A 22,980-nucleotide genomic window follows, 5' to 3' on the forward strand; every position below is an offset into this window, starting at 1 on the left:
ATTGAGCTTCAGTAAGGCTAAAACAAAAATTCTTGCGACGCTCGGACCCGAAACTTCGAGCGTAGAAAAAATTAAACAATTGATTTCTTCGGGTGTCGACGCTGTTCGTCTTAATATGTCACATGGTGATCATAATTTCTATTCATCGTTGTTTGAAAATATTCATACTGCAAGAACTGAACTCAACTCCTCACTCGCAATTCTTGCTGATCTTCAGGGACCGAAAATCAGAATCGGTGAATTGGAAGAAAAGCAGATTGAAATTTTCTCAGGCAACAAGATTGAGATTACGACTGATGATATAATTGGGGACGATAAAATCATTTCCACATCTTATAAAGATTTACAGAAAGATGCTGAACTCAGCAATTTGATTCTTATCAATGATGGCCTGATCAGGCTAAAAATTGTAAGTAAAAATGAAAGGTCCGTCGTTTGTGAAATCGAGAACGGCGGAATCCTTTCTCCGCGTAAAGGAATGAACCTTCCGGGGATGAAGTTATCGACACCTTCAATTACAGAAAAAGATTTTGAAAATCTCGAATATCTAAGTGATAAACCAATTGACTATATCGCTCTATCATTTGTAAGGAAAGCAGATGATATTCTGAAATTGAAAGAATGGCTAAACAAAAAAGGAACGCCAGTTCCCATCATCGCAAAGATTGAAAAGAAAGAAGCGATAGATTCATTCGATTCTATTTTAAATGCTTCTGATGGAATTATGGTAGCTCGTGGTGATCTCGGAGTTGAGTTATCTCCGGCAAAAGTTCCTGTCATTCAAAAAGAGATTATTAAAAAATGCAATGAAACAGGTAAGCTGGTGATTACTGCAACACAGATGCTTGAGTCAATGATAAACTCACCAATACCGACACGCGCCGAGGCAGCAGATGTGGCTAATGCAGTCTGGGATGGAACCGACGTCGTTATGCTCAGCGGTGAAACTTCTGTTGGTAAGTATCCAGTAGAAACAGTCAAGATGATGAATGATATCATCATTAATGCCGAACAGCATTACATCTTGAATGAAAATTTAAAATTCCAGATACCGGAAGCATTGGAGGAAAATTTATTTGATTCCGTTCTGAAAGGAATAACCTCTGTGGCGGAACAAATTAAAGCAAATGCAATCGTTGTGTTCACATATAAGGGAAGAGCAGCAAGAGGCTTGGCAAAGTTTCGTCCTGCTGCAAAAATCATCGCCATTTCAGACAGTTTCGAGACAATGAATAATCTTTGTCTCCGCTGGGGAGTCAATTCTCTTTTCATAAATAAAATTGATAAACAAAACGCGGCAATTGAAGAAGCAAAAATTTTAATACTGAACGCGGGACTTGTAAATAAAGGAGAGCTTGTTATATTTTTATCCCGCGCACCGTTCTCTGAAAAAGGCAGAAGCGATTTTCTTCACTTTGAGGTTATGTAATCTAAAAGTAAAATGTAAATACGATGGATAAAGTTTTAGCAAAATGGTGGGAACCAACAGAAGGAAACAAAATCCTTTGCACTCTTTGTCCAAGATATTGTAAAATTGGAGATGGCCAGCCAGGCTTCTGTTATATAAGGCAAAACATTGGTGGAAAACTTTATTCAATCGGTTATGGAAGGCCAACCGGATTTGCTATTGATCCAATCGAAAAAAAACCACTCAATCATTTCCTTCCCGGTTCAACAATTTTAAGTTTCGGTACAGCAGGCTGTAATCTCGGATGCAAGTTTTGTCAGAACTGGTCAATGAGCAAAGCTAAACTTGATGATCTCAATTCATTTGAAGCTTCACCGGAGGATGTGGTGAATCTGGCTAAACGATACGATTCACCTTCAATTGCTTTTACCTACAACGATCCGACAATCTTTGGTGAGTATGTAATTGATATTTCGAAGATTGCAAAAGAAGAAGGAATAAAGTCTGTGATGGTAACAGCAGGATATATTGATAAAGAAGCACGAAAGGATGTATATAAATACATTGATGCGGCCAATGTTGATTTGAAAGGATTTACTGAAAGATTTTACTGGAAAAATACTTATTCACATTTGGATGATGTGCTTGACACGCTCGTCTGGTTAAAAAACGAAACTGATGTTTGGTTTGAAATAACAACATTACTAATTCCTGATGAGAATGATTCTGCTGAAGAAGTAAACCAAGAATGTGACTGGATTCTCAAAAATCTTGGAGATAGTGTTCCATTACACTTCACTGCTTTTCATCCTGACTTTAAAATGAGAGATAAAGAAAGAACCCCCGAAAAAACTCTTACAAGAGCAAGAAAAATTGCGATGGATTTGGGAATCAAGTATTGCTATGTTGGCAATGTTCACAACACAGAAGGACAAACAACTTATTGTCCAAACTGCAATGAAAAATTAATTAAGAGAGACTGGCATTCAGTTATTTCAAACAAATTAGTAAATGGAGCTTGTAAATCCTGCGGTGAAAAAATAGAGGGAGTTTTTAACAATTAATAAAAAAGGAGATTTAAAATGAAATATTTTACACTTCTTCTCGTTTTATCAGCTTTCAATTCACTACTATTTCCACAATGGCAAACACAAAACAGCGGAACAACTGAAAATTTAAATGATGTGTTTATTCTAAATCAAACATCTGCAATTGTAATTGGGAACAATGGAACAATTCTAAAAACTTCGAACAACGGTAGTGAATGGATCTCAATAAACAGCGGAACACCAAATCGATTAAATGCAGTTTCTTTCCGTGATAATGAAAATGGAATTGCTGTTGGCAACGAAGTTATTTGCAGAACGACTGATGGCGGGGGAAATTGGAATTCTACAATTTCATTAAGTAATTTTTTAAATGTTTCTTATAGGGAAATTTATTTTGGGGGACCAAATATTATTATCGGTGATGAAAATGGCTACATCCTCTATTCATCAGATGATGGAAACACATGGAACCTTACTCTAATTTTTCCTACACAGCCGTTAATAGCAGTTGGATTCAATTACGATTCGCCAAGTATTCATGCTCCTTTAGCTTATATTGCAACAACATACAATACTGGAGTTTCTTTTTTTCCTTCAACTACTTGGAATATATATGAAAATCCAATAATTCCGGCATGGGATATTTTAACTGGTGGAGAGTTTTACGATAATAATCAATATTTAGTTGGTTGGAATGGAAATCCCGGGCCAGCATCACTGTTATTAAGAAGAACCGATTCTGATACAACATGGGGACCAATTTATTCTTTTGTTCCGGGACCATATATTCCAAATGATATCAAAGCATTAAATGAAATATTATTTGTTTGCGGCAGCGACGGAAAAATATTCAAATCAATTGATCACGGTGATAATTGGACACAACAATTTACAAGTATTACAAACTCTCTCAATGCGATAAGCTTTCGATATGATTCTATTGGCTATTCAGTTGGTGACAATGGTGCAATATTATTTACATCCAACGGAGGAGGTATAAATTCAGTTGGTGAAATAATTCAACCGAATGAAATTGTGTTATACCAGAACTATCCAAATCCTTTTAATCCACTAACAAATATTGAATACAAAATAAACAGCAAACAATATGTTCAACTTAAAATTTATGATGTTCTTGGAAACGAGATTACAACTTTAGTAAACGAAGAACAACTTACTGGAAGTTATGCTTTCGAGTTTAATCCTGCATTGACAAACTTAAAAATATCTTCGGGGATTTATTTTTATAAGATTTCAACTTCGGGTGAGGAAGGTCATTTTGTTCAAACAAAAAAAATGATTTACTTAAAGTAGATTACAAAAAAGCAATTTCTTGAAATACCCAAATTTTATGTTTGGATTTTTTGTTGTGAAGATTTTATGAATAAGTTATTTTGAGTACAACATTTAAAAATCATATTAATCTTTTATGGAATTATTAAAGAATAGATTAACACTTGTTACAGGTGCTTCTGCAGGAATCGGAAAAGCCTGCGCAGAAGTATTTGCAAGAGAAAAATCAAACCTGATTTTAACTGCAAGGAGAATCGAAAGATTGAAATCACTTGCAGAGAAATTAGAAAAAGATCATGGAATTAAAGTCAAGTGTATTCAACTTGATGTTCGGAATTACGATCAAGTTGAAAAAGCAGTTAATTCACTAGATACAAGCTGGAAAAAGATTGATATACTTGTGAACAATGCAGGTCTTTCACGCGGACTGGATAAAATCCACGAAGGCAAAAAAGATGATTGGGATGAGATGATCGATACAAATATTAAAGGATTGGCTTATGTAACAAGACACGTCCTCCCTTTGATGGTCAAAAGAAAAAAAGGGCAAATAATTAATATCGGTTCAACAGCCGGACATGATGTATATCCTTCCGGAAATGTTTATGCAGCAACAAAATTTGCTGTAAAAGCATTAAGCCAATCAACTCGTTATGACGTACTGGATCAGGGAATAAAAGTAACAAGTGTCGATCCGGGAATGGTCGAAACAGAATTCAGCATTGTAAGGTTCAGGGGAGACAAAGAAAGAGCAAAAAAAGTTTACACAGGAATTAAACCATTAATCCCAAAAGATATAGCAGAGACTGTTTTGTTCTGTGCTACAAGACCGGGAAATGTAAACATCAACCAGGTAATATTAACTCCATTATATCAGGCTTCATCAACACAGGTAATAAGGAAGGAAAAATAATCAGGCAAATAACGAAATATCGCCAGCACCTTCACGAACGATTACCGGTTCATCACCGCTAAGATCAATAACGCTTGATGGTTTTCCGCTAAGATTACCGGATGCAAGCATCAGGTCAACCTGAAAATCGAAAACAGATCTAATTTCCATCGGATCGATAAGTAACTCTCCTTTACGGGTAGTTGTGCTCGTGCTTACAATTGGATTCCCCAATCCTTCAACAATCTTTAAAGTTACTGGATGATCAGGAATTCTGATTCCAACAGTTTTCCTTTTACTCCATAATTTTTTGGGAACATTTTTAGCTGCGGGGAGAATAAAAGTGTATGGACCAGGCAGCAATTTTTTCATGGTCTTATATGCATAATCGGAAACTCTGGCGTAATTGGAAATATCTTTTAGGTTTGGACAAATGAAGCTGAGCAATTTGATATCCGAATTACCTTTAATTTGCTTCACCCTGTCTAACGCTTGTTTATTAAAAATATCGCAGCCTATACCATAAACTGTATCAGTCGGATAAATAATCACACCACCTTCTTTAAGAATATTTATAGCTTTGTTAATAAACCTCAACTCAGGATTAACAGGATGTAATTCATAATAGTCCATAAGAACCTCGTAATATTACCATAGTAAATAATTATTGATAAGAAGTAAAATATAGGCGCTAAGATAAAACTTTACCAGACTTTTTCAATTCAAAAGATGATTTTTCAATAAAATTAAAGTACAATGAATATTGTCAAAATAAAGTTTTGTTTAAGAAAAAAATCTTTATATTTAGCGCTCAAAATTTCAAAGTTTTTGATATAAAAGGAGTAAATAATGGCCAGAAAATGTCAGGTATCAGGAGTTGGTCCCAGATACGGCAGCAGTATATCGCATGCTCATAATAAGTCTAAAAGAAGATTTTTACCCAATTTGCAGAAGAAAAAAATCTGGGTTCAGGAATTGAACCGCGAAGTTACCGTCAAATTATCCGCTAAATCGTTAAAGACAATAAGTAAAAACGGAACTGCTGATCTTGCAAAGGTGATCAGGGAGAAAAAAATTAAAGTTAATTGATGCAAGTCAAATATTTAAAATGAAAAGGGAAGCAAATTGCTTCCCTTTTTTTCTGCATATCAAAAATGTCTACTCTCTAACAACCCAGACTTTCACTTTTGCACTTACGCTTGGATGCAGTTTTACATTTACACCGTAAATACCAAGTGTTTTAATAGCTTCATCAATTTCAATTTTTCTTTTATCAATTTCATAACCTTTTTCTTTTAAACTGTCAGCAATCATCTGAGAAGTGACGGTTCCAAAAATCTTGTCTTCTTCACCAACTTGAACGGGTATCGTAATGGATACTTTTTCCAATTCGGTTGCAAGATTTTCGGCAGCATGCAACTCATGCTTAGCTTTCTTAAGCACGGCTTTTTTCTCATCCTCAAGTGCTCTTAAATTTCCATCGAGGGCAATGTATGCTATCTTTCTCGGTAAAAGGAAGTTGTGCGCATAACCGTCTTTAACGTCAACAACATCTCCCACCTGACCAAGGGGCTCATAGTTTTGTCTTAGTATTACTTTCATCTTATCTCCTTTTGCTATCTGATACTTTCAGAAACGTATGGCAGCAAAGCCATATGACGAGCTCTTTTAACAGCAATAGCAAGCTGTCGCTGATACTTTGAGCTTGTTCCTGTAATTCTTTTTGGAATAATTCTGCCCTGCTCAGAGACGAATTTCTGAAGTAGTTTTACATTTTTATAATCAATGTATTTTATTTTCGCCTGTGTAAAACGGCAGATTTTTTTTGTTTTTATTTCTTTCTTTTGAGTCATCATAATTATTTATCCTTCATTAAATCAGATTCTTCGTTTGAAAGGAATTTATCAAATGAGTCCTCTGTGTAATCAACATCATTTTCGTCTGTAACTACAGAATTATCATCCTCTTCAAGCACTTCTGCATCTACAAATTTTCCTCTTTTATTTAAAAATTGAATTCTTCTTGCTTTTATTTCAACGATGCTTCTGTTGTGACCATCATCGGTTTTCCAAGTTCTGCTCTGCAATTCACCATCAACTAAAACTGCTGAACCTTTTTTTAGTCTTTCTTTACAACTTTCTGCAAGTTTATTCCAGGCAACAATCCCAACATAACAAACGTCTTCCTGCCATTGGTTACTGCTGTCTTTAAATCTTCTGTTTGAAGCCAAAGAAAAATTGACAACTGGTGTCTTATTAGTTGTTTCTCTAAAGATCGGGTCTTTGGTTAAGTTGCCGGCGACTATCACATAATTAATTTCCGGCATTTTCAAATCGGCCATGGTTTAATCCTCCATACTATCATTAGTTATTGTTTATACGTCAGTTACGGGTGTCTCTACATCATCCTCATCAGCTTCTTCCGGAGGAACGACAGGTATTTGTTCCACTTCTTCTACTAACTGAGGTAACAGAGATTTATCGATTTCAATTTGTTCGAGTGCATCTTTTGAAAGCGTGATAGTTAGATATCTTAAAATACTTTCATCTAACTGATAATATCTTTCGAGCTTGGGGATCAGATCAGGCTGGGACTTGAATCTGAAGATTGCATAATATCCGATCTTGCTTTTCTTAACCTGGTAAGCAAGTCTTTTTCTTCCCCAATCTTCTATTTCAAGTATGTCTCCCCCGTTGTTTGTAATAGTCTCTTTGACTTTTGAGATGAGAATTTTTATTGCTTCGTCATCAAGTGCTGCATTAATAAGAATGGCACTTTCGTATACACGATTATTCATTTATAAAAGATCTCCCTTTGGACTTTAGGCCTCTCTCAATCGTATTGAAAGAAGCAGGGTTTATAAAAAATACTATTCTTTTGGGCGTCAAATCTATTTAATTAATGGAGCAATAACAAGTGAAATTACAGCCATTAACTTAATTAAAATATTCAGGGATGGACCTGAAGTATCCTTAAAAGGATCGCCGACAGTATCGCCAACTACAGCAGCTTTATGCGGGTCAGAGCCTTTGAGATATTTTTCTCCGTTTACTTCAAATCCGCTCTCAAACATTTTCTTAGCATTATCCCAGGCTCCACCGGCATTCGCCTGAAAAATTGCCATTAATACGCCGGTTACAGTAACACCTGCTAGCAGTCCGCCGAGCATTTCAGCTCCACCACCAAAACCAACCAGAACAGGAGTTATAACTGCCAATAAACCAGGAATAACCATTTTTCTAATAGCAGCCTGTGTTGAAATTGCAACGCACTTACCGTACTCAGCAGCCCCATCCGCATCTTCAAATGTTTTAATATCTTCACTAGACCATTCTCTCTGTTCTTTACCATGGTATTTCTTCATAATGGCAAGAGCTTTTGTTAATGCAGGAATATTTTTGAATTGTCTTCTTACTTCTTCAATCATCGCCATAGCTGCTTTACCAACAGCACTCATTGCTAAAGCTGAAAACAAAAACGGAAGCATTCCACCTACAAACAAACCAGCCATAACACCAGCTTTTGATATATCTATTGTCCTGATATTTGCAGCCTGCATGAATGCACCGAACAATGCAAGTGCAGTTAATGCTGCAGAACCAATTGCAAATCCTTTTCCTATCGCCGCTGTAGTATTTCCAACAGCATCGAGTTTATCTGTTCTTTCTCTTACTTCTTTAGGAAGTTTTGACATCTCAGCTATTCCACCGGCATTATCAGAAACCGGTCCGTATGCATCAACAGCAAGTTGAATTCCCGTGTTCGAAAGCATACCAACTGCTGCTATTGCAATTCCGTATAATCCACCAAAGTAAAAAGCTGCAATGATCGATATTGCAATTATTATTACTGGTATTGCAGTAGAGAACATCCCATTACTTAAGCCGGCTATAATATTAGTCGCTGTTCCCGTTAATGACTGTCTTGCAATCGACTTAACAGGTGGTTTTCCAAATCCAGTGAAAAATTCCGTTATTACTCCTATCAACACACCAGCAACAAGACCGATCACAGTTGCGAAGAAAATATTTAGTGATGTGATCTCATAAGTGGTTCCGTACAATGGATCATCATAAGTCCATCGGGCAGGTAGAATCCAATCAATTATAAAGTACAAAGCAACGATCATTAAAAATGAAGAGCCGAACTCACCAAGGTTTAATGCCTTCTGAGGATCACCACCCTCCTTAACTCTAACAAAAAAAGTTCCTAATATTGACATTATTATTCCGACACCAGCCACTGCCAAAGGAAGAAGTATTGCACCTAACCCATTAAAGCTTCCCTGAAATTCGGGCAATCCAAAGAATGCAGCACCAAGCACCATTGTACCAACAATTGAACCGACATAGGATTCAAAAAGGTCAGCACCCATACCTGCAACATCACCCACATTATCTCCAACATTATCAGCAATGGTTGCCGGGTTCAGAGGATGATCCTCAGGAATTCCAGCTTCAACTTTCCCGACGAGATCAGCACCAACGTCGGCAGCTTTTGTGTAAATACCACCTCCAACACGGGCAAATAATGCAATTGAAGACGCACCAAACGAAAATCCTGTTATAACTGTAATAACTCTGTGCAGATTTGTAACATCTCCCACTCCAAATAAATCTCCGTAAATCACGAAAAGAATTCCAAGTCCAAGCACACCTAAACCAACTACAGCCATTCCCATAACCGAGCCACCTGCAAAAGCGATTTCAAGTGCTTTACCAAGACTGGTTCTCGCAGCATTTGTAGTTCTTACGTTAGCCTTGGTTGCTACTTTCATCCCAATAAATCCAGCAAGAGCTGAACAAAGTGCGCCCACTATGAAAGATATTGCTACTAATGGTGAAGAGTCATTGGGGTCTGCAGAAATAGCAAGTAATATCGCCACACAAATAACGAAGATTGAAAGTACTTTGTATTCAGACTTCAAAAACGCCATCGCACCTTCGGATATGTGGCTGGCAATTTTTTTCATTTTTTCTGTACCGGGATCTTTTTTGCTAATCCAGGATGATCTATAAAACGTAAATATAAGTGCTATCACTCCAAAGAAAGGAATAATATAAAAGAATGATGGCATAATTTTCTCCCTAGTGTTTTAAATAGTTTGGTTAGAATTATTTTGATTTTCTGATTTCATTAAAATACTATTTGATTCCAGCATTTTTTTTGAACCACCGATGATAAATTCTTCAATTAGTAAAGTACCTTTTTGAAAAGTTTCTTTAAGTAAGTCCAATTCACTTTCAGTTAATTTTGAGAGGACATATTCAGATAAAGCTACGTCTTCAGGATTACCCCCGATTCCAATTCGTATTCTAGGGAATTGATCTGTTACAAGATGGTAAATGATTGAACTTAAACCGTTATGCCCTCCATCTCCTCCCGAAAGTCGAACTCTTAAAGCAAAATTTTTTAAATTCACGTCGTCACTAACCACAAGAAAATCCTGAGACTCAATTTCGTAATTTTCCAGAACCTGTTTTGCAGCAATCCCGCTGTTATTAACAAATGTAACTGGTTTTATCAAAGCAAATTTTTCATCATTAATAAAACCGACAGCTTCGAGGTACTCACCTTGAGCAGATTTAAACTTGAGTGATCTCTTTTCAGCGAAGAAGTCTAACAATAAAAATCCGGCATTATGCCTGGTATATTCATACCGAATGCCGGGATTTCCAATTCCAAATATAACCCGCAAAGCAAACTGGAATTTATTCTTCTTCTTTTTCTTCCTGCTTACCCTTAGATATAACTTCAGGCTCCTTTGGCTCTTCGGCAGCACCTTCAGCCGTTGGGGCAGCTTCTTCTTTTATCTTAGCATGAGTAACCTGCACTACCAGCGATTCTTTTGGATCAGTAAATTCAATATCCTGAATATTCAAATCACCAATATGAATTGAATCGCCAAGCTTTAAGCCTGAAACATCAACTACAATATGTTCGGGAATATTACGCGGTAAACATTCGACTTCAATTTTATGCATTACATGCTGAATGATTCCTCCTTCTTTAACTCCAATCGGCGAACCAACGAGTTGAACCGGAATCTCAAGTTTTATCTTTTCTCCTTTTGTAAGTCCCAGCAAATCAAAGTGAATGACTCTATCTGTAACAGGATCAAACTGCACATCTTTAATAATGCACTCATATTCTTCATGGCCATCAAGCACAAGCGAAATCAGATGCGTCTTTGAAGTGAATACCAGCGGATTGATTGCTTTATCAGCTACACTTACATGTAGTGGTTTATTATTCTTTGAATAGAAGACACCTGGTATATTACCTTCTTTTCTGTTTTTCCTGGTTCCGGATTTTGTAAAATCTTTTCTCTCCGAAGCTTTTAACATTGTTTTTTCCATTTTGGCTACAACTCCTGTTAACCTTTATCAATATGAAATAATGAACTAATAGATTCGTTATTAAATGTTCTGCGAATCGCCTCAGCAAATAGTTCCGCAGAAGAAATTGTTTGAATTTTTTCCACACCTTCAATTCCCGGTGTATTTATTGTATCAGTTACAAAAAGCTTTGTTACTTTAGAGTTACTGATTCTTTCCAAAGCCTGACCGGAAAGCACCGAATGTGTTATTGCACCATAAATATCAAGAGCACCCTTTTCTTTTAATGCTTCAATTGCACCGACAAAAGTTCCTGCAGTGTCAATAAGATCATCAACAATTAAAATATCTTTACCTTCTACATCTCCGATAATGTTCATCACTTCAGCCAGATTCTGTTTAGGACGTCTTTTATCAATAACAACTAAGCCACAGTTAAGTAATTTTGCATAAGCTCTTGCAATTTTGATTCCCCCAACATCAGGAGAAACAACAACCAGATTTTTTCTGTAAAGTTCAATTCTATCTTTAAAAACAGAAGAACCATACAAATGGTCAAAGGGAATATCAAAATATCCCTGAATTTGAGCTGCGTGTAAATCCATTGTGATTATGCGACTTGCACCGGCTACTGTTAAAAGATTTGCCATAAGTTTTGCGGTTATTGCAACTCTTGGCTGATCTTTTCTATCCTGTCTTGCATAACCGAAATAGGGAATTACCGCAGTGATAGTATTTGCAGAAGCACGCTTAGCTGCATCAATCATTATAAGCAGTTCCATCCAGCTATCTGATGGCGGATTGGTGGATTGAATCAGAAATACATCCAATCCTCTGATATTTTCTCCAAACTTAACCCAAATCTCACCGTCACTAAAACGTTTCAATTCAATTGCTCCTAGAGGCTTTCCAATTCTGGTAGCAATTTTTTTTGCCAGCGGAAGATTTGAACTTCCAGCAAAAATCATATAATCATTCGTTGCCATAAAATCGTGGATTTTCTTTAAAAAAATAGAGGACAAATATAGGTAAAGCCTATTGTTATGTCAATAAATTTATGAGGTTGTAATAAGCTGATTTTGAATGATAAATATTAGCTTTTTCTCTTTTTCAATAAAAAGAATAATACTAAAAGCAATACAGCACCGGATAGAAAATAAATCCATGCTGGTGTTTCTTTTAGCTTATAAGGCTGAAAAACAACTGAAATCGTTTTTCCTCCTCCTATTTCAGAGAGCTTGTATTTCCAGGTTAGTGTTTTTCCAGAGATTTCCTGAGCGTTATGTGAGAGTACATCCCCCGGAATTTTATACCTGTATGTAACGCTGAAAGTACTTGCGTCTATTCCGAATCCTGTTGCTATTGGCGGAATAAACTGACTGAACATAATTTGATCTTTACTCTTTTGCTGGAATGAAAAATTATACTCGGCAAATACTTTTGTTTTGTTTAATGAATCAATATGCGTAAATGAAACTTCAATGATGGCATGTGTGGTTGAATCTGTTGAGTCTTTGTAAACGCTCACTTCGTCAACAGTACTGTAAGCCGAATGAAAACCCGACCTAATGGAATCTGGATTAAATATCCCGAGATTTTCTACTACTTTTTCGCTTTCTTCATTTGTGAATTTCATCCAATAGTCAATGTTCATCTTACCGGAGCCATCAGGATAAAGAGTTACTTCCTGGTAATAGTTCAGACATCCGTTAAAACTTGTAATTATTGCAGAAAGAAGCAGTAAAAGAAAGATTTTTATTTTTTTAGAAGAATAGAAATTAGCCGTATTCATAATTATTTTGAATCTACTTGTAAGATGACTAATCAAATTTAGAGAAAAAAAATTAAATTCGCTTACTTTAATAATTTGATTTGTAACAATAGAGATTAATAATGCCAACTTATGAATATAAATGTACAAACTGTAGCTATACATTCGAATACTTCCAACCCATGACTGCTGAGCCATTAAAAGAATGTCCCGAATGTAAGGGAATACTAAGAAGGATTATCGGGACAGGTGCTGGTCCGATATTTAAAGGAAGCGGTTTCTATCAAACTGACTACAAGAGTAATTCTTCTCAGAATAAAAACAGCAGTAAGTCCAACACTACACCGCCAGCTGGGGAGAAAAAATCAGAAACTAAAAGTAAAGAATGATTTTTTAGTTGAATTTGTTCGAGCGAATATTTTTTAATTAAGCAGAAATTAAAAATCTGCGCCCAGTGAAAAATAAAATTTAGGACTGGAGAAACCTTCAACATTATATGCCCAGGCAACATCAAAACGTAGCAGGAAATAAAGGAAGTAAACTCTCGCACCGACTCCTGTTCCAACAAGTAAATCATCTGTTATTATATTGCCGGCATTATTTCTCGAGAAGAGCCTGATTTTACTATTATCGTACCAGGCAGCACCTGCATCAACGAATGCTACACCAATGACATTGCTGAATAAAAGAGGTAAACCTCCGGTGAGCAAGTAACGAATTAAAGGAAATCTCAACTCCATATTTGCGAGGAGATATCTTGTTCCAATTCTTTCGGAGTAATCATATCCTCTTAAAGGAAGAACTGCAGTTAAAAAAGCAAAATCTGATGCTGATTCAATTGGAACTTCAGTTGTTGCGAAAGTTCTGTTAATCCAGTTTTCAGTCCCTCCGATAAAAAATCGTTGTGGATTTTCACCGCCTGAATAACCTCCGGATAATCTTAAAGCAAGTGAATGATCATAGAAGAATCTTAAATAAGTACGCATATCGCCAATTATTGAATAGAAACTCTTATTCGGATCAGTGACACCAAGATTTCCAAAAACATCAAAACGGTATCGTGTTCCCTGGATTGGTGCGGTATACCCCCATAGAACATTATCGTGAACAAAACTTACCTGTGGTACAGTGAAAGTAACATTCTCAGTAGGTTCTAATACATTGTCAAGGTTTTCACCTGTAACATTGAGTACACTGGCTCCAAAATCGAATCGGTAAAATCTGTTTAATGGAAAACTGGCTGAGCCTGAAATTCCAAAGTTCCTATACCGGAATAAATTTGAAGTATAGAATCCTCGTGGATCAAATCTCAAAAGACGGACAAATCTTGCGGTGTGAAATCCTTCAATTCCCCAATTAATTCTTTTTGCGAGATAATAATAAGCTAAACCGTAATCGCTGTTCTTCAAATCTACCTGAAGCCCAGTAACACCAATCAAACGATGGTTCCCCAGCACATCACTGAAAGAAATAACGGTTGTTCCGATTAGTCCATAAAGCGTACTGTATCCGGCATTTGCATAAACAAGATCTGGTGCAAAATTTATTCTGTACTTGTTTACCTTAAAATTACCACGTTCATCAAGGTTATCAATTAAACCGAGAGTATCGGTCTCTTCTTCATCTGATACTGCCACCTGTTCCGTTCCGAACACATAATTTCCAAAATCAACTGTAACAGAGTCGCCATATTTTTTTGTGGTATCAGTGTAACTTCCGGTGAAGAAGTTCGATGGATTAAAATCTGAACTATCTTTTGCCGTATCATCACCCTGATCTGATAAATTTAACGGAGCTGCATCAAGGTCTAATTTACCTTGTCTGTATTTGGTTAAAGGCAATTCTTTAATGTCAAGCTCTGATTCAAAAGGATTGTTAAGCAAAAATATGTTAAACGATGATTTGTAAAGTGATGAGAACGCAAGCTTCTTCCCATCTTTTGATGCAGATAATTGATACAAACCTGATTGTGAGTTTGTAACCGGGACAGGTTTAAGATCCTTTATATCATTAACAAAATCGTCATTAGAAGAGAAAACTAAATTTTTCCTGTAGATATTATTTATACCATTCAGATCTGATATGAATAAAATTTTACTTCCGTCGGGACTGACTATTGGCGTAGTTTCATTACTGTTGGGAAGATCTGTAATTCTTTGAATTTCTTTTGTCTCTACATTAAGTGCATAAATTTCCATTTGTGAAAAATCATGCTTATAAATTTTGAATCCGGCTGGCACATCTTTAATATTTTTATAACTGTTTCTGTCTGAAGAAAAATAAATTGTTTTGCCATCGTGGGACCAGTTGGGATCTTTTTCTGTAAATATATCGTCAGTTAAATTTTTAATTTCTTTCGTATCGAAATCGTAAGTGTAAATATCTGTCTGCTTTGAATTTTGAGCAATAAATGCAAGCTGCTTTCCATCCCATGACCAGATGACACTTTGCACCCCATCCATCTTAATTGGGAGTGTGATATATTCTTCTTCTTCCACATCAAAAACATAGATAACATCGTAGCCGTGACTTAAAGCCGCAATAGCAATTTTAGATCCATCCGGCGACCAGGTTAATCCAGGTGTCAGAATATTTAACTCTTCAAAATTCGGAGATTGGTTACCTTCTGCAAGCTTTGTAATGATTTCGCCGGTATTCGCATCCATTATATACAAACTAAAAAAGAAATCACGATTTGTTATGAAGGCAATTTTATCACCTTGTGGAGAGATGGCAGGACTTGTATTATAAAAACTTTCTTCTCCGTCAGGATCAGTTAATCGTTTGGCAAATTCATCAGGATCCTGCGTTGTCTCAACATCTGGCCAGTAGACGCGTTTTATATCTTTTTTCCATCTCTCATTGAATTCTTTTACGTTAAGTCCGATAGTCTGTTTGAATGCGGCGTCTACATTACCAAGACTTCTCATCGCATTTATAATCTCACTGATTTTTTCTTTACCATATCTTCTTGCGATATAATAAAAAACCGCCTGACCACCACGGTAAGCAAAGTAACCGGATAATCTATCCACGTCCGGCAGATATTCATTTATCGCAGCATCTCTTATAAACATATCTGTATCTTCATCCCAGCCGAGAGCCTGATACTCAGCCATTCCTTCGTTGAACCAAAGGGGAATCTGAACTGTAATGTTGTTTGAAATTATGTTTTGAAGCGAGCCGCCATAAAACATATCGTTTATAACTGCGTGAACAAGCTCGTGATGAATCAGATGTCTGAATTGTTTATACGAACCATGGAATTGAACTACAACTCTGTTCTTGAATAACTCTGTAAATCCTTCTATTCCTTCACTGAGATAGGAATCAGTAACGTTTGTCTCCTGAAAATCATTCTGTGAGTTGTAAATAATAATCGTTACACGATTATTCAGCGAGTAATTAAAACTCTCAAGTATTTTTGCTAACGCATCTTCTGAAGCATGGGCGGTAAACTCAGCAAGAGTTTCGCCGTTATTATTGAAGTAAATATCGAAGTGTTTTGTCTGGACGTAATACCAGTCAAAATATTTGTACTGAACTTTGTTCTTTCCAAACTGTGCAAACACAGTGATCTGCACAAAAAACAAAATTGTAAGTATTTTTAATATCGTTTTCAACATCAGTTTGATTCGTCTGCTGTAGTTATAAAATCCAGTTCAAGATTATCTGTATCAACCCGGACAAGTTTAACTGTAATTTTATCACCCAGCCGAAATTGCTTTTTAGTTCTCTTACCAATTAATGAATATTTTTTTTCATCCAAAACATAAAAATCTCCCTCCAAATCTCTTACTCTTATCAATCCTTCTGCTAAAATATCAGTTAATTCAACAAAAATGCCATAATTTACAACCCCCGAAATTACTGCATGAAACTCCTCCCCAAGCTTATCCTGCAGAAACTGAATTTGTTTCAATTTAACTGAACGACGCTCAGCTTCCATAGCTGTTCTTTCAGTCGCAGAAATATGTTCGCAAATTTTATCTAAATGGTCAAGAGAATAATTTCTTCCAGATTTTGAGACTAAAGTTTTGTCTAAAATCCGGTGAACAAGAAGATCAGCATATCTTCTTATTGGTGAAGTGAAGTGAGTATAGTTTTTAAAACCTAATCCATAATGACCAATATTTTTTGTTGAATAAATTGCTTTTGCCATTGAACGAACAGCAAGCTCATTAATAACTCCTTCTTCTTCTGTTCTGTGGACTTGCTTCATCAACTGATTGAATTGACTGGCAGCTTTTCCTCCTTTTGGATTGAAAGTATAACCCAGTGACTTAACGAACCTGGCAAACTCATTTATTTTTTCTTCATCGGGATAATCGTGCACCCTGTAAACAAAAGGAATATCACCTCTCGAAAAAATTCGTTCAGCAATTGTCTTGTTTGCGAGAAGCATAAATTCTTCAACAAGCATGTTGCTTTCTTTTATTTCTTTTTTGATGACATCAATCGGGAATCCTTTTTCATCAAGTTTAAACTGGACTTCGGGAGTGAAGAATTCAAAACTGCCCGATTTCATTCTCTGTATCCGCAGTTTCTTTGCAAGCTCATTTATCAGATTTATTTCGTCTGAAAAATCACCGCTTCCTGATTCAATTATTTGCTGAGCTTCTTCGTAAGTGAATCTTCGTTTACTGTTTATTATTGTTTTCGATATTTGATGATTAAGAATTGCAGCTTTGGAAGTAATTTCAAAAATTACTGAAAATGTAAGCCGGTCTTCATTTGGCACCAGAGAACAAATATTATTTGATAGCTTTTCAGGAAGCATTGGAATTGCTTTACCTACAAAGTAAACACTGTTCCCTCTTTCGGATGCTTCTTTATCTGTTGATGTTCCCTGTTTTACATAATGGCTAACATCTGCAATATGAACACCAACTCTGAAATTACCATTCTCAAGTTTTTCTATTGAAAGTGCATCATCAAAATCTTTTGCATCAACAGGATCAATAGTGAAAACATTTTTATCTCTGAAATCGAGCCGCTTGTTTACTTCGTACTCAGTAATATCAATATTTATACTTTCAGCTTCGTCAAGAGTTTTATCTTTAAATAAAAACGGGATGCCAAACTCACGAGCAATCGATGTAACTTCAGCCTGCAGTGTCCCCTCTTTCCCTATTACTTCAACGATTTCACCGACCGGATTGAGCATTCTATCTTCCCAGGAAATACTTCCAACAGCAACTTTGTCTCCGGTTTTGGAATCCTTCAGACTTTTTTCGTCAACGTAAATATCACGATGAATCTTTGGATCATCCGGAGTAACAAAGTAAAAAGATTTGCTCTTCTTCAACTGTCCAACAATTTCCTTACGCTTCCTCTCGATTATTTTGGTTATTTGTCCTCAAGGTTTTTCCCTTTTTGCTTTGCGAAGAGAACAACTTCAACTTTATCACCATGAAATGCATTATTGATGTTTCTGGCAGCAATAAATATGTCACCGGTTTTTGAATTTTTGGGAGTAACAAATCCATAACCGCCATCATTCAAATTAAAATAGCCTATCAGCCTGTTGGAATCCGGAAGAGTGTACAATTTGTATCGCTTGCCATTCTTTGAAAGAAACTGTTCTGATTCCAGTTTGTGTAATTCATTTTTTAATAAAAGATATGTTCTGTCATCCTTTATTTTTAATCTTTTTGCGACTTCCTTCGATTTAAAGGAACGGCTGGGATTTTCTTTAAAGAAAGCTTTGATCTGGTTTTTCATTAAAAAACAAAACTATATTTCAACCCGAGCTCATTGATCATTTCGCTGTAGGTTGATGATTGATAAGGCGGTTCTCTTCTATCGAACCGTATGATAAAATTAGGGAAGAATAATGGATGTTCAATTTTTACATTTGCTCGGCTGAGATCCTGGAAGACCTGAGACGTGCCTCCGATCTCGTATCTGAAATCAGCTACTTTGCCAATAAGACTGAACTGAGTTTCTGTACCAACTTGCTGTACATTTACACTTCTTACTACATCTCCAAGTTTTTCATTTAGCACTGACCCAACAATGGAGCCCGCGAGAGATGCTGCAGTTGATGCGGCAAAGTTAGATTCCTGCATCGATGCATCTTCAGGAAATTTATTCACAATAATGAAAAACATTGCATCTGATCCTGTCTTGGTTGCATCAAGCTCATATTGATTTGCGTTCCTTCTGCTTCTGTAAACTGATATATTGTTTTCGTCCTGTAGAAAATTTGCAGTTATACTTTTAGCAGGTCCTTCCAGTTTAATAATTATACGCACATCCCATTCATTTGTACCGGTGCGAACAGTATCAGGACTGTAAAAACTTTCATAAGTCGCTGTAACATCGACATAAGGATTATCAATCTCATCAAGAAATCTAATATTGCCGTTCGCCTGGAAGGTTTTAATAAAATCCAGTTTGGATCCATCAAGCAGTGTTAATTCACCTTTTGCTATCGGAAGCTCGTTGATTTCAGAATATTCCACTTTCCCTCCGAGATAAGCAGTAAGATTCTGCTTGAATTCTCTTGAAAGAACAAAAATTACTTTTGCTTCTTTTTCAACCTCAATTTTGAAATCAAAATCAAACGGTATTTCAGATTCTGATTCAAGCTCTTCCTTCTTCTGCTCAGCAATGAGAATAAGACTATCTATTTCTTTCTCAAGTATATCCTCATCAACCGGTGCAGAAAATACATAAGTGAATTTATCGTTCTCATTCGAAAATGCAGATTGAGTCGGTGAATATGTTACGTTAGCACCATTCTTCAAAATCAGATCAACGTTCAGATAGTTTCGTTCTTTTGTTGATGTAAAGATTAAATCACTGTTTGTCCTTACAGCAATATCACCATAAAGTGAAGGATTGACAGCCTTCGAACGCTGATCAAATAATTTTAGTTCGCCGGAAGCGCGCATATTTATATTTTCAATCGAAAAATTATGATGAGCAATTTCTCCTGATGCTGTTATCGTGCCTCCGTCCCTCATATTGCTCTCATTACTTAAATTAAGGCTGGTCAGAATTACCTTATTCTCGATAAAATTAATTTTAGCATCGAGAAGATATGTCAGATTCACAACTTCGAGGATGAAAGATGAATTAGTAATTGTCAGTTCACCATCATTTAAAATATTTCCATACGGACCGTAAACACTTACATTTCCGTTGAGCAATCCTCGCATATTTTTTATACCCGGAAAAAAGCCGCCCGCAAACCGCAGATCAAAATTGTCAGCGAATAGCTTTATATCAACAACATCACTACCGGTATTTCTCTTTTCTGCATAAAATGAAAGATCGATTGGAAGACTGCCCTCGATGCCAAGGCTTTTATTCTGCTGTTCATTTTTTAGTGCGAGAAAATCCACATCGAATTCAAGTAGCTTAGATTCATACGATGCAGTGCTTTGTATTGAACCTAGACTGTAATTTTGAATTTTAAGCGAGTCAATAGAATATTCCAGTTTCATTAAAGGATTCTGTGCTGTACCCGTCATAACGAAATCAAGATTAAGTTCTCCACCAAAAGACTGATCGGGACTAATACCGAGAAGATTTGTACTTAAGTCTTTAATCTTAAATGTTTGGAGTTTGAACCTTAGATCTTCTGTGCCGCTTAGCGATAAAATGCCGTTCAGATCAAGAGTACCGCCATTGTGCACAAGTTTAAATGATTCGAAATTGAAACTGTCATTCGAGTAGCTGAATTTTAAATCGCTGTCATTAGCAAGGTCAAAATCAATATAACTAACACGAAATTGGTTAAAGTTTACATCAACAAAACCCTCATTAATAAAGAGTCCTCCGGCTAAATTTAGTTTTGTGTCTGAATCGTAAGTAACATCAAGACCAATTTGTGCATCATTGCCATCAAAATTAAGATCGAATTTTAAATCACTTATTTCGCCTCCGATAAAAATCCTTTTTGCATCCACATTAATGTCTGCGGAAAATCCATCAAAAGTATCTGCATATAATTGACTATTAATTTCAGCCGCGAAATCAAAATCCGATAAATAATAAAGTTCAACTCCATCCCAGTATTTCATCTGATCAATTTTTGTATCAAGAGTTAAAATGGTTGTGTCGCCAATCGCTGCAAGTTTCCCCGTGATTTCACCGTCAACTTCAATTTCAGCATTGCCAAGAAAAAGTGAAAGCAGCTCAAATGATTTTAGTTCGAGGAGGTACTGGGCGTCCAACCTTTTTACTGGTTCATAAGTTTCAAGATTTTTTGATTGAACATTGACTACAGGTTGTGTATTGATTTTCCTAAAATCCGGCGGTTGAATTTTTTCAATTTTATTTTGTATTGAATTCGAGACAAGCTGTATTTCATTCGAAATTACTTCTATCGCTTCAGCCAATGTGAACTCGCCTGAAATAGTCAGATCAGCTAAATCTGATATAATGTTTATTACTCTGTTCTTTTCTCCGCTTCTGATATCTGCAATTAAAGTTGTGCTGTCTATGTTAATGTCATCAAGCCTTGAACTGTCAATTTCGAGAATAGCAAACAAGTTCAGACGATCCTGGTCAAAATTTTCACCGTCTCCGGTAAGTTTAATATTCAGTTCCGTATTTATTCCGCTCTCCTTAACAAAGTCATCGAGGTTGAATCCGGCAAGCAGCATATTAAAATTGTATTTCGTGGAAGTCGTGTCTGCGAAATTAAACTGAGCATCGAGGCTGCCTTGAGTTTCAGCTGAATTGAAGGAAATCGCAGTATTAATTATCCCGTCAGAACCATCAGCATTAATCTTAAAATCTCTGAAATATATTTCTTCAATTGTTGACTCATCTGCTTCAATTTGTATTGATGTTTCAAGATTTTCAGGCGAAAAACCTTTCCCTTTTAAGCTGCCTGTTAAATTAAGATTTGAATTCAATCCGGCAACAGGTTTTAGATTAAGATCAGTGGTTTTGATTTGATAATCATATTCAATTTCGTCACCTGACAAATTCATTTTTACCAGCCCGCTAATTCCTCCTTTTTCCGTTTGAAGAAGCATATTAGCAGAGAAATCAAGAGGCTTTCCTTCAAAAGAGAGTGAATCAAACTGAAGAACTCCATAATCTTTATAAGTTGGAATTCCGATGGAAGGCAGCAAGTTTGTGACATCATCCTGGTTGATATACGAATCACGGAATTTCACGCTTATCATCATCTGGTCACCGCCTAGCACATTTTGAATAAAGCCCGATGCATTAAGATTCGTTTCATTAAATTTCACTTCGAGATTTTCAAGTTCAAGCTCGGATAAATTTCCTTGCGCTGTTACGTGAGTTTCAATACTGCCTTTCAGAATATCCGTTCCATCAATAAAGTTTGTGAGATCATCGAAATCAAAATTCATTGCACTCATTTCAACCCTGACAGGCGACTTATTTAAATCAACTTCTTCACTGTTAAAAAGATAAAAGTCGGAGATTGCTGCATTCAGTGAAATGTAAGATCGTTCGGTAATAATTTTAAGATCAGTTACTCCCGCCATATCGCTGAGAAGAACAAAATTTCCGGACAAATTAAGAAGCTTAAAGCCAGTCAGATTTGGAGAAGCACTGAATTCAGAAATAATTATTTGGTATTCGTTTCCTGCGATATCTGCAGAAGCAGAGAGTGAGAGATTTAAATTCTCAAGCCTCAAATCATCCATATAAGGTTGTGGATAATATACGTTACTATTTTTGTTTGCTATTGTCTGATGTTTGAAGTTCACGTTTTTAAGAGTCAGGTCTGCAACATCAATCTTCCAGCTGAATGGCTGCGAAGTGGTTACAGTGTCTTTTACTTCCTCAACCTCTTCTTCTCCCGGTGAAGTAATTCTGGAAATATTCAGTTCGCCATTTTCATCTTTAAGAAGCGAGATATTTGCGTTTTCAATTTCAAGCTTGCGTAAATAAATTGTTTTAAGAAAAACCCGCAGCGGACTTACTTTCAGTTCAATTTTTTGTGAAGAAAAAATTGTATCCTGATCTAGTGTATATACAGTATTTGATAATATTAAAGATGTGAAAATTGTTCCGTCCAAATTACCAATCGAAAGTTTTCCGTTTGTTGATGAGTTGGCTTGCTCGATTATAAAATCTTTAAGCCAATTGCGGAATGATGATGTTTGTGTGTATCCGAAAGCAATCAGCAGAATCACAAAAAGTCCGACTCCGGCACCAAGGAAGTAATTAATTATTCTCCTGAAGAGTGGTCTTTTTATATCCGACTTTTTACGGAAAAACATTTCGCTTCC

General features: G+C 36.2%; 18 protein-coding genes and 1 pseudogene. 6 read left to right on the plus strand and 13 right to left on the minus strand.

The window, feature by feature from the left end:
• Window position 1 precedes the first annotated feature (1 nt).
• From pyk to IPM14_10230, 4 genes are all read left to right on the plus strand, one after another.
• Window positions 2-1,429 (plus strand): pyruvate kinase, encoded by a 1,428-nt coding sequence (gene pyk, locus IPM14_10215; protein ID MBK9098467.1) that lies wholly within the window; start codon window positions 2-4, stop codon window positions 1,427-1,429.
• Window positions 1,430-1,452: 23 nt separating this feature from the next.
• Window positions 1,453-2,472, plus strand: coding sequence for an AmmeMemoRadiSam system radical SAM enzyme (gene amrS, locus IPM14_10220; GenBank protein MBK9098468.1), 1,020 nt, complete (start codon window positions 1,453-1,455; stop codon window positions 2,470-2,472).
• Between the two features lie 18 nt (window positions 2,473-2,490).
• On the plus strand, window positions 2,491-3,771 hold the full coding sequence (locus IPM14_10225) for a T9SS type A sorting domain-containing protein (GenBank protein MBK9098469.1): 1,281 nt from the start codon (window positions 2,491-2,493) through the stop codon (window positions 3,769-3,771).
• Window positions 3,772-3,886: 115 nt separating this feature from the next.
• A complete protein-coding gene (locus IPM14_10230; GenBank protein MBK9098470.1) occupies window positions 3,887-4,663 on the plus strand; it encodes an SDR family NAD(P)-dependent oxidoreductase in 777 nt (258 codons plus the stop codon).
• Here the strand turns inward: IPM14_10230 and IPM14_10235 are convergent, their stop codons facing one another.
• On the minus strand, window positions 4,664-5,275 hold the full coding sequence (locus tag IPM14_10235; GenBank protein ID MBK9098471.1) for a threonylcarbamoyl-AMP synthase: 612 nt from the start codon (window positions 5,273-5,275) through the stop codon (window positions 4,664-4,666). It abuts the gene before it with no gap.
• A 216-nt stretch (window positions 5,276-5,491) separates the two neighbouring features.
• On the opposite strand from IPM14_10235, the gene rpmB reads away from it, so the two are divergent.
• Window positions 5,492-5,731 carry a 50S ribosomal protein L28 gene (gene rpmB / locus IPM14_10240; GenBank protein MBK9098472.1) on the plus strand — a complete coding sequence of 80 codons (240 nt, stop codon included), beginning with the start codon at window positions 5,492-5,494 and terminating at the stop codon, window positions 5,729-5,731.
• Between the two features lie 69 nt (window positions 5,732-5,800).
• Here the strand turns inward: rpmB and IPM14_10245 are convergent, their stop codons facing one another.
• From IPM14_10245 to IPM14_10285, 9 genes are all read right to left on the minus strand, one after another.
• Window positions 5,801-6,244: a 50S ribosomal protein L9 gene (locus IPM14_10245; GenBank protein MBK9098473.1), complete on the minus strand. Its 444-nt coding sequence runs from the start codon at window positions 6,242-6,244 to the stop codon at window positions 5,801-5,803.
• A 14-nt stretch (window positions 6,245-6,258) separates the two neighbouring features.
• Window positions 6,259-6,498 (minus strand): 30S ribosomal protein S18, encoded by a 240-nt coding sequence (locus tag IPM14_10250; protein ID MBK9098474.1) that lies wholly within the window; start codon window positions 6,496-6,498, stop codon window positions 6,259-6,261.
• Window positions 6,499-6,500: 2 nt separating this feature from the next.
• Window positions 6,501-6,983 carry a single-stranded DNA-binding protein gene (locus IPM14_10255; GenBank protein ID MBK9098475.1) on the minus strand — a complete coding sequence of 161 codons (483 nt, stop codon included), beginning with the start codon at window positions 6,981-6,983 and terminating at the stop codon, window positions 6,501-6,503.
• A 33-nt stretch (window positions 6,984-7,016) separates the two neighbouring features.
• On the minus strand, window positions 7,017-7,439 hold the full coding sequence (gene rpsF / locus IPM14_10260) for a 30S ribosomal protein S6 (protein MBK9098476.1): 423 nt from the start codon (window positions 7,437-7,439) through the stop codon (window positions 7,017-7,019).
• 93 nt (window positions 7,440-7,532) lie between these two features.
• Entirely contained in the window at window positions 7,533-9,719 is a 2,187-nt protein-coding gene (locus IPM14_10265) for a sodium-translocating pyrophosphatase (protein MBK9098477.1), read from the minus strand.
• Between the two features lie 18 nt (window positions 9,720-9,737).
• A complete protein-coding gene (locus IPM14_10270) occupies window positions 9,738-10,340 on the minus strand; it encodes an aminoacyl-tRNA hydrolase (GenBank protein MBK9098478.1) in 603 nt (200 codons plus the stop codon).
• A 13-nt stretch (window positions 10,341-10,353) separates the two neighbouring features.
• Complete coding sequence (locus IPM14_10275) at window positions 10,354-11,001, minus strand: 50S ribosomal protein L25 (protein ID MBK9098479.1); 648 nt, start codon at window positions 10,999-11,001, stop codon at window positions 10,354-10,356.
• A 17-nt stretch (window positions 11,002-11,018) separates the two neighbouring features.
• Entirely contained in the window at window positions 11,019-11,966 is a 948-nt protein-coding gene (locus IPM14_10280; protein MBK9098480.1) for a ribose-phosphate pyrophosphokinase, read from the minus strand.
• A 107-nt stretch (window positions 11,967-12,073) separates the two neighbouring features.
• Window positions 12,074-12,772 carry a hypothetical protein gene (locus IPM14_10285; GenBank protein ID MBK9098481.1) on the minus strand — a complete coding sequence of 233 codons (699 nt, stop codon included), beginning with the start codon at window positions 12,770-12,772 and terminating at the stop codon, window positions 12,074-12,076.
• Between the two features lie 101 nt (window positions 12,773-12,873).
• Between IPM14_10285 and IPM14_10290 the strand changes: the two genes are divergently transcribed.
• Window positions 12,874-13,140 carry a zinc ribbon domain-containing protein gene (locus IPM14_10290; protein ID MBK9098482.1) on the plus strand — a complete coding sequence of 89 codons (267 nt, stop codon included), beginning with the start codon at window positions 12,874-12,876 and terminating at the stop codon, window positions 13,138-13,140.
• 48 nt (window positions 13,141-13,188) lie between these two features.
• On the opposite strand, the gene IPM14_10295 is transcribed toward IPM14_10290, so the two are convergent.
• From IPM14_10295 to IPM14_10305, 3 genes and pseudogenes are all read right to left on the minus strand, one after another.
• A complete protein-coding gene (locus tag IPM14_10295; protein MBK9098483.1) occupies window positions 13,189-16,377 on the minus strand; it encodes a PD40 domain-containing protein in 3,189 nt (1,062 codons plus the stop codon).
• A pseudogene (gene rnr, locus IPM14_10300) lies at window positions 16,377-18,475 on the minus strand (ribonuclease R). Before rnr ends, IPM14_10295 begins: the two are co-directional and overlap by 1 nt.
• Window positions 18,475-22,971, minus strand: coding sequence for a hypothetical protein (locus IPM14_10305; protein ID MBK9098484.1), 4,497 nt, complete (start codon window positions 22,969-22,971; stop codon window positions 18,475-18,477). The pseudogene rnr and the gene IPM14_10305 overlap by 1 nt, the downstream one beginning before the upstream one ends.
• Between the last annotated feature and the right edge of the window lie 9 nt (window positions 22,972-22,980).

The organism is bacterium, assembly GCA_016716565.1.
GTDB lineage: Bacteria > Bacteroidota > Ignavibacteria > Ignavibacteriales > Ignavibacteriaceae > IGN2.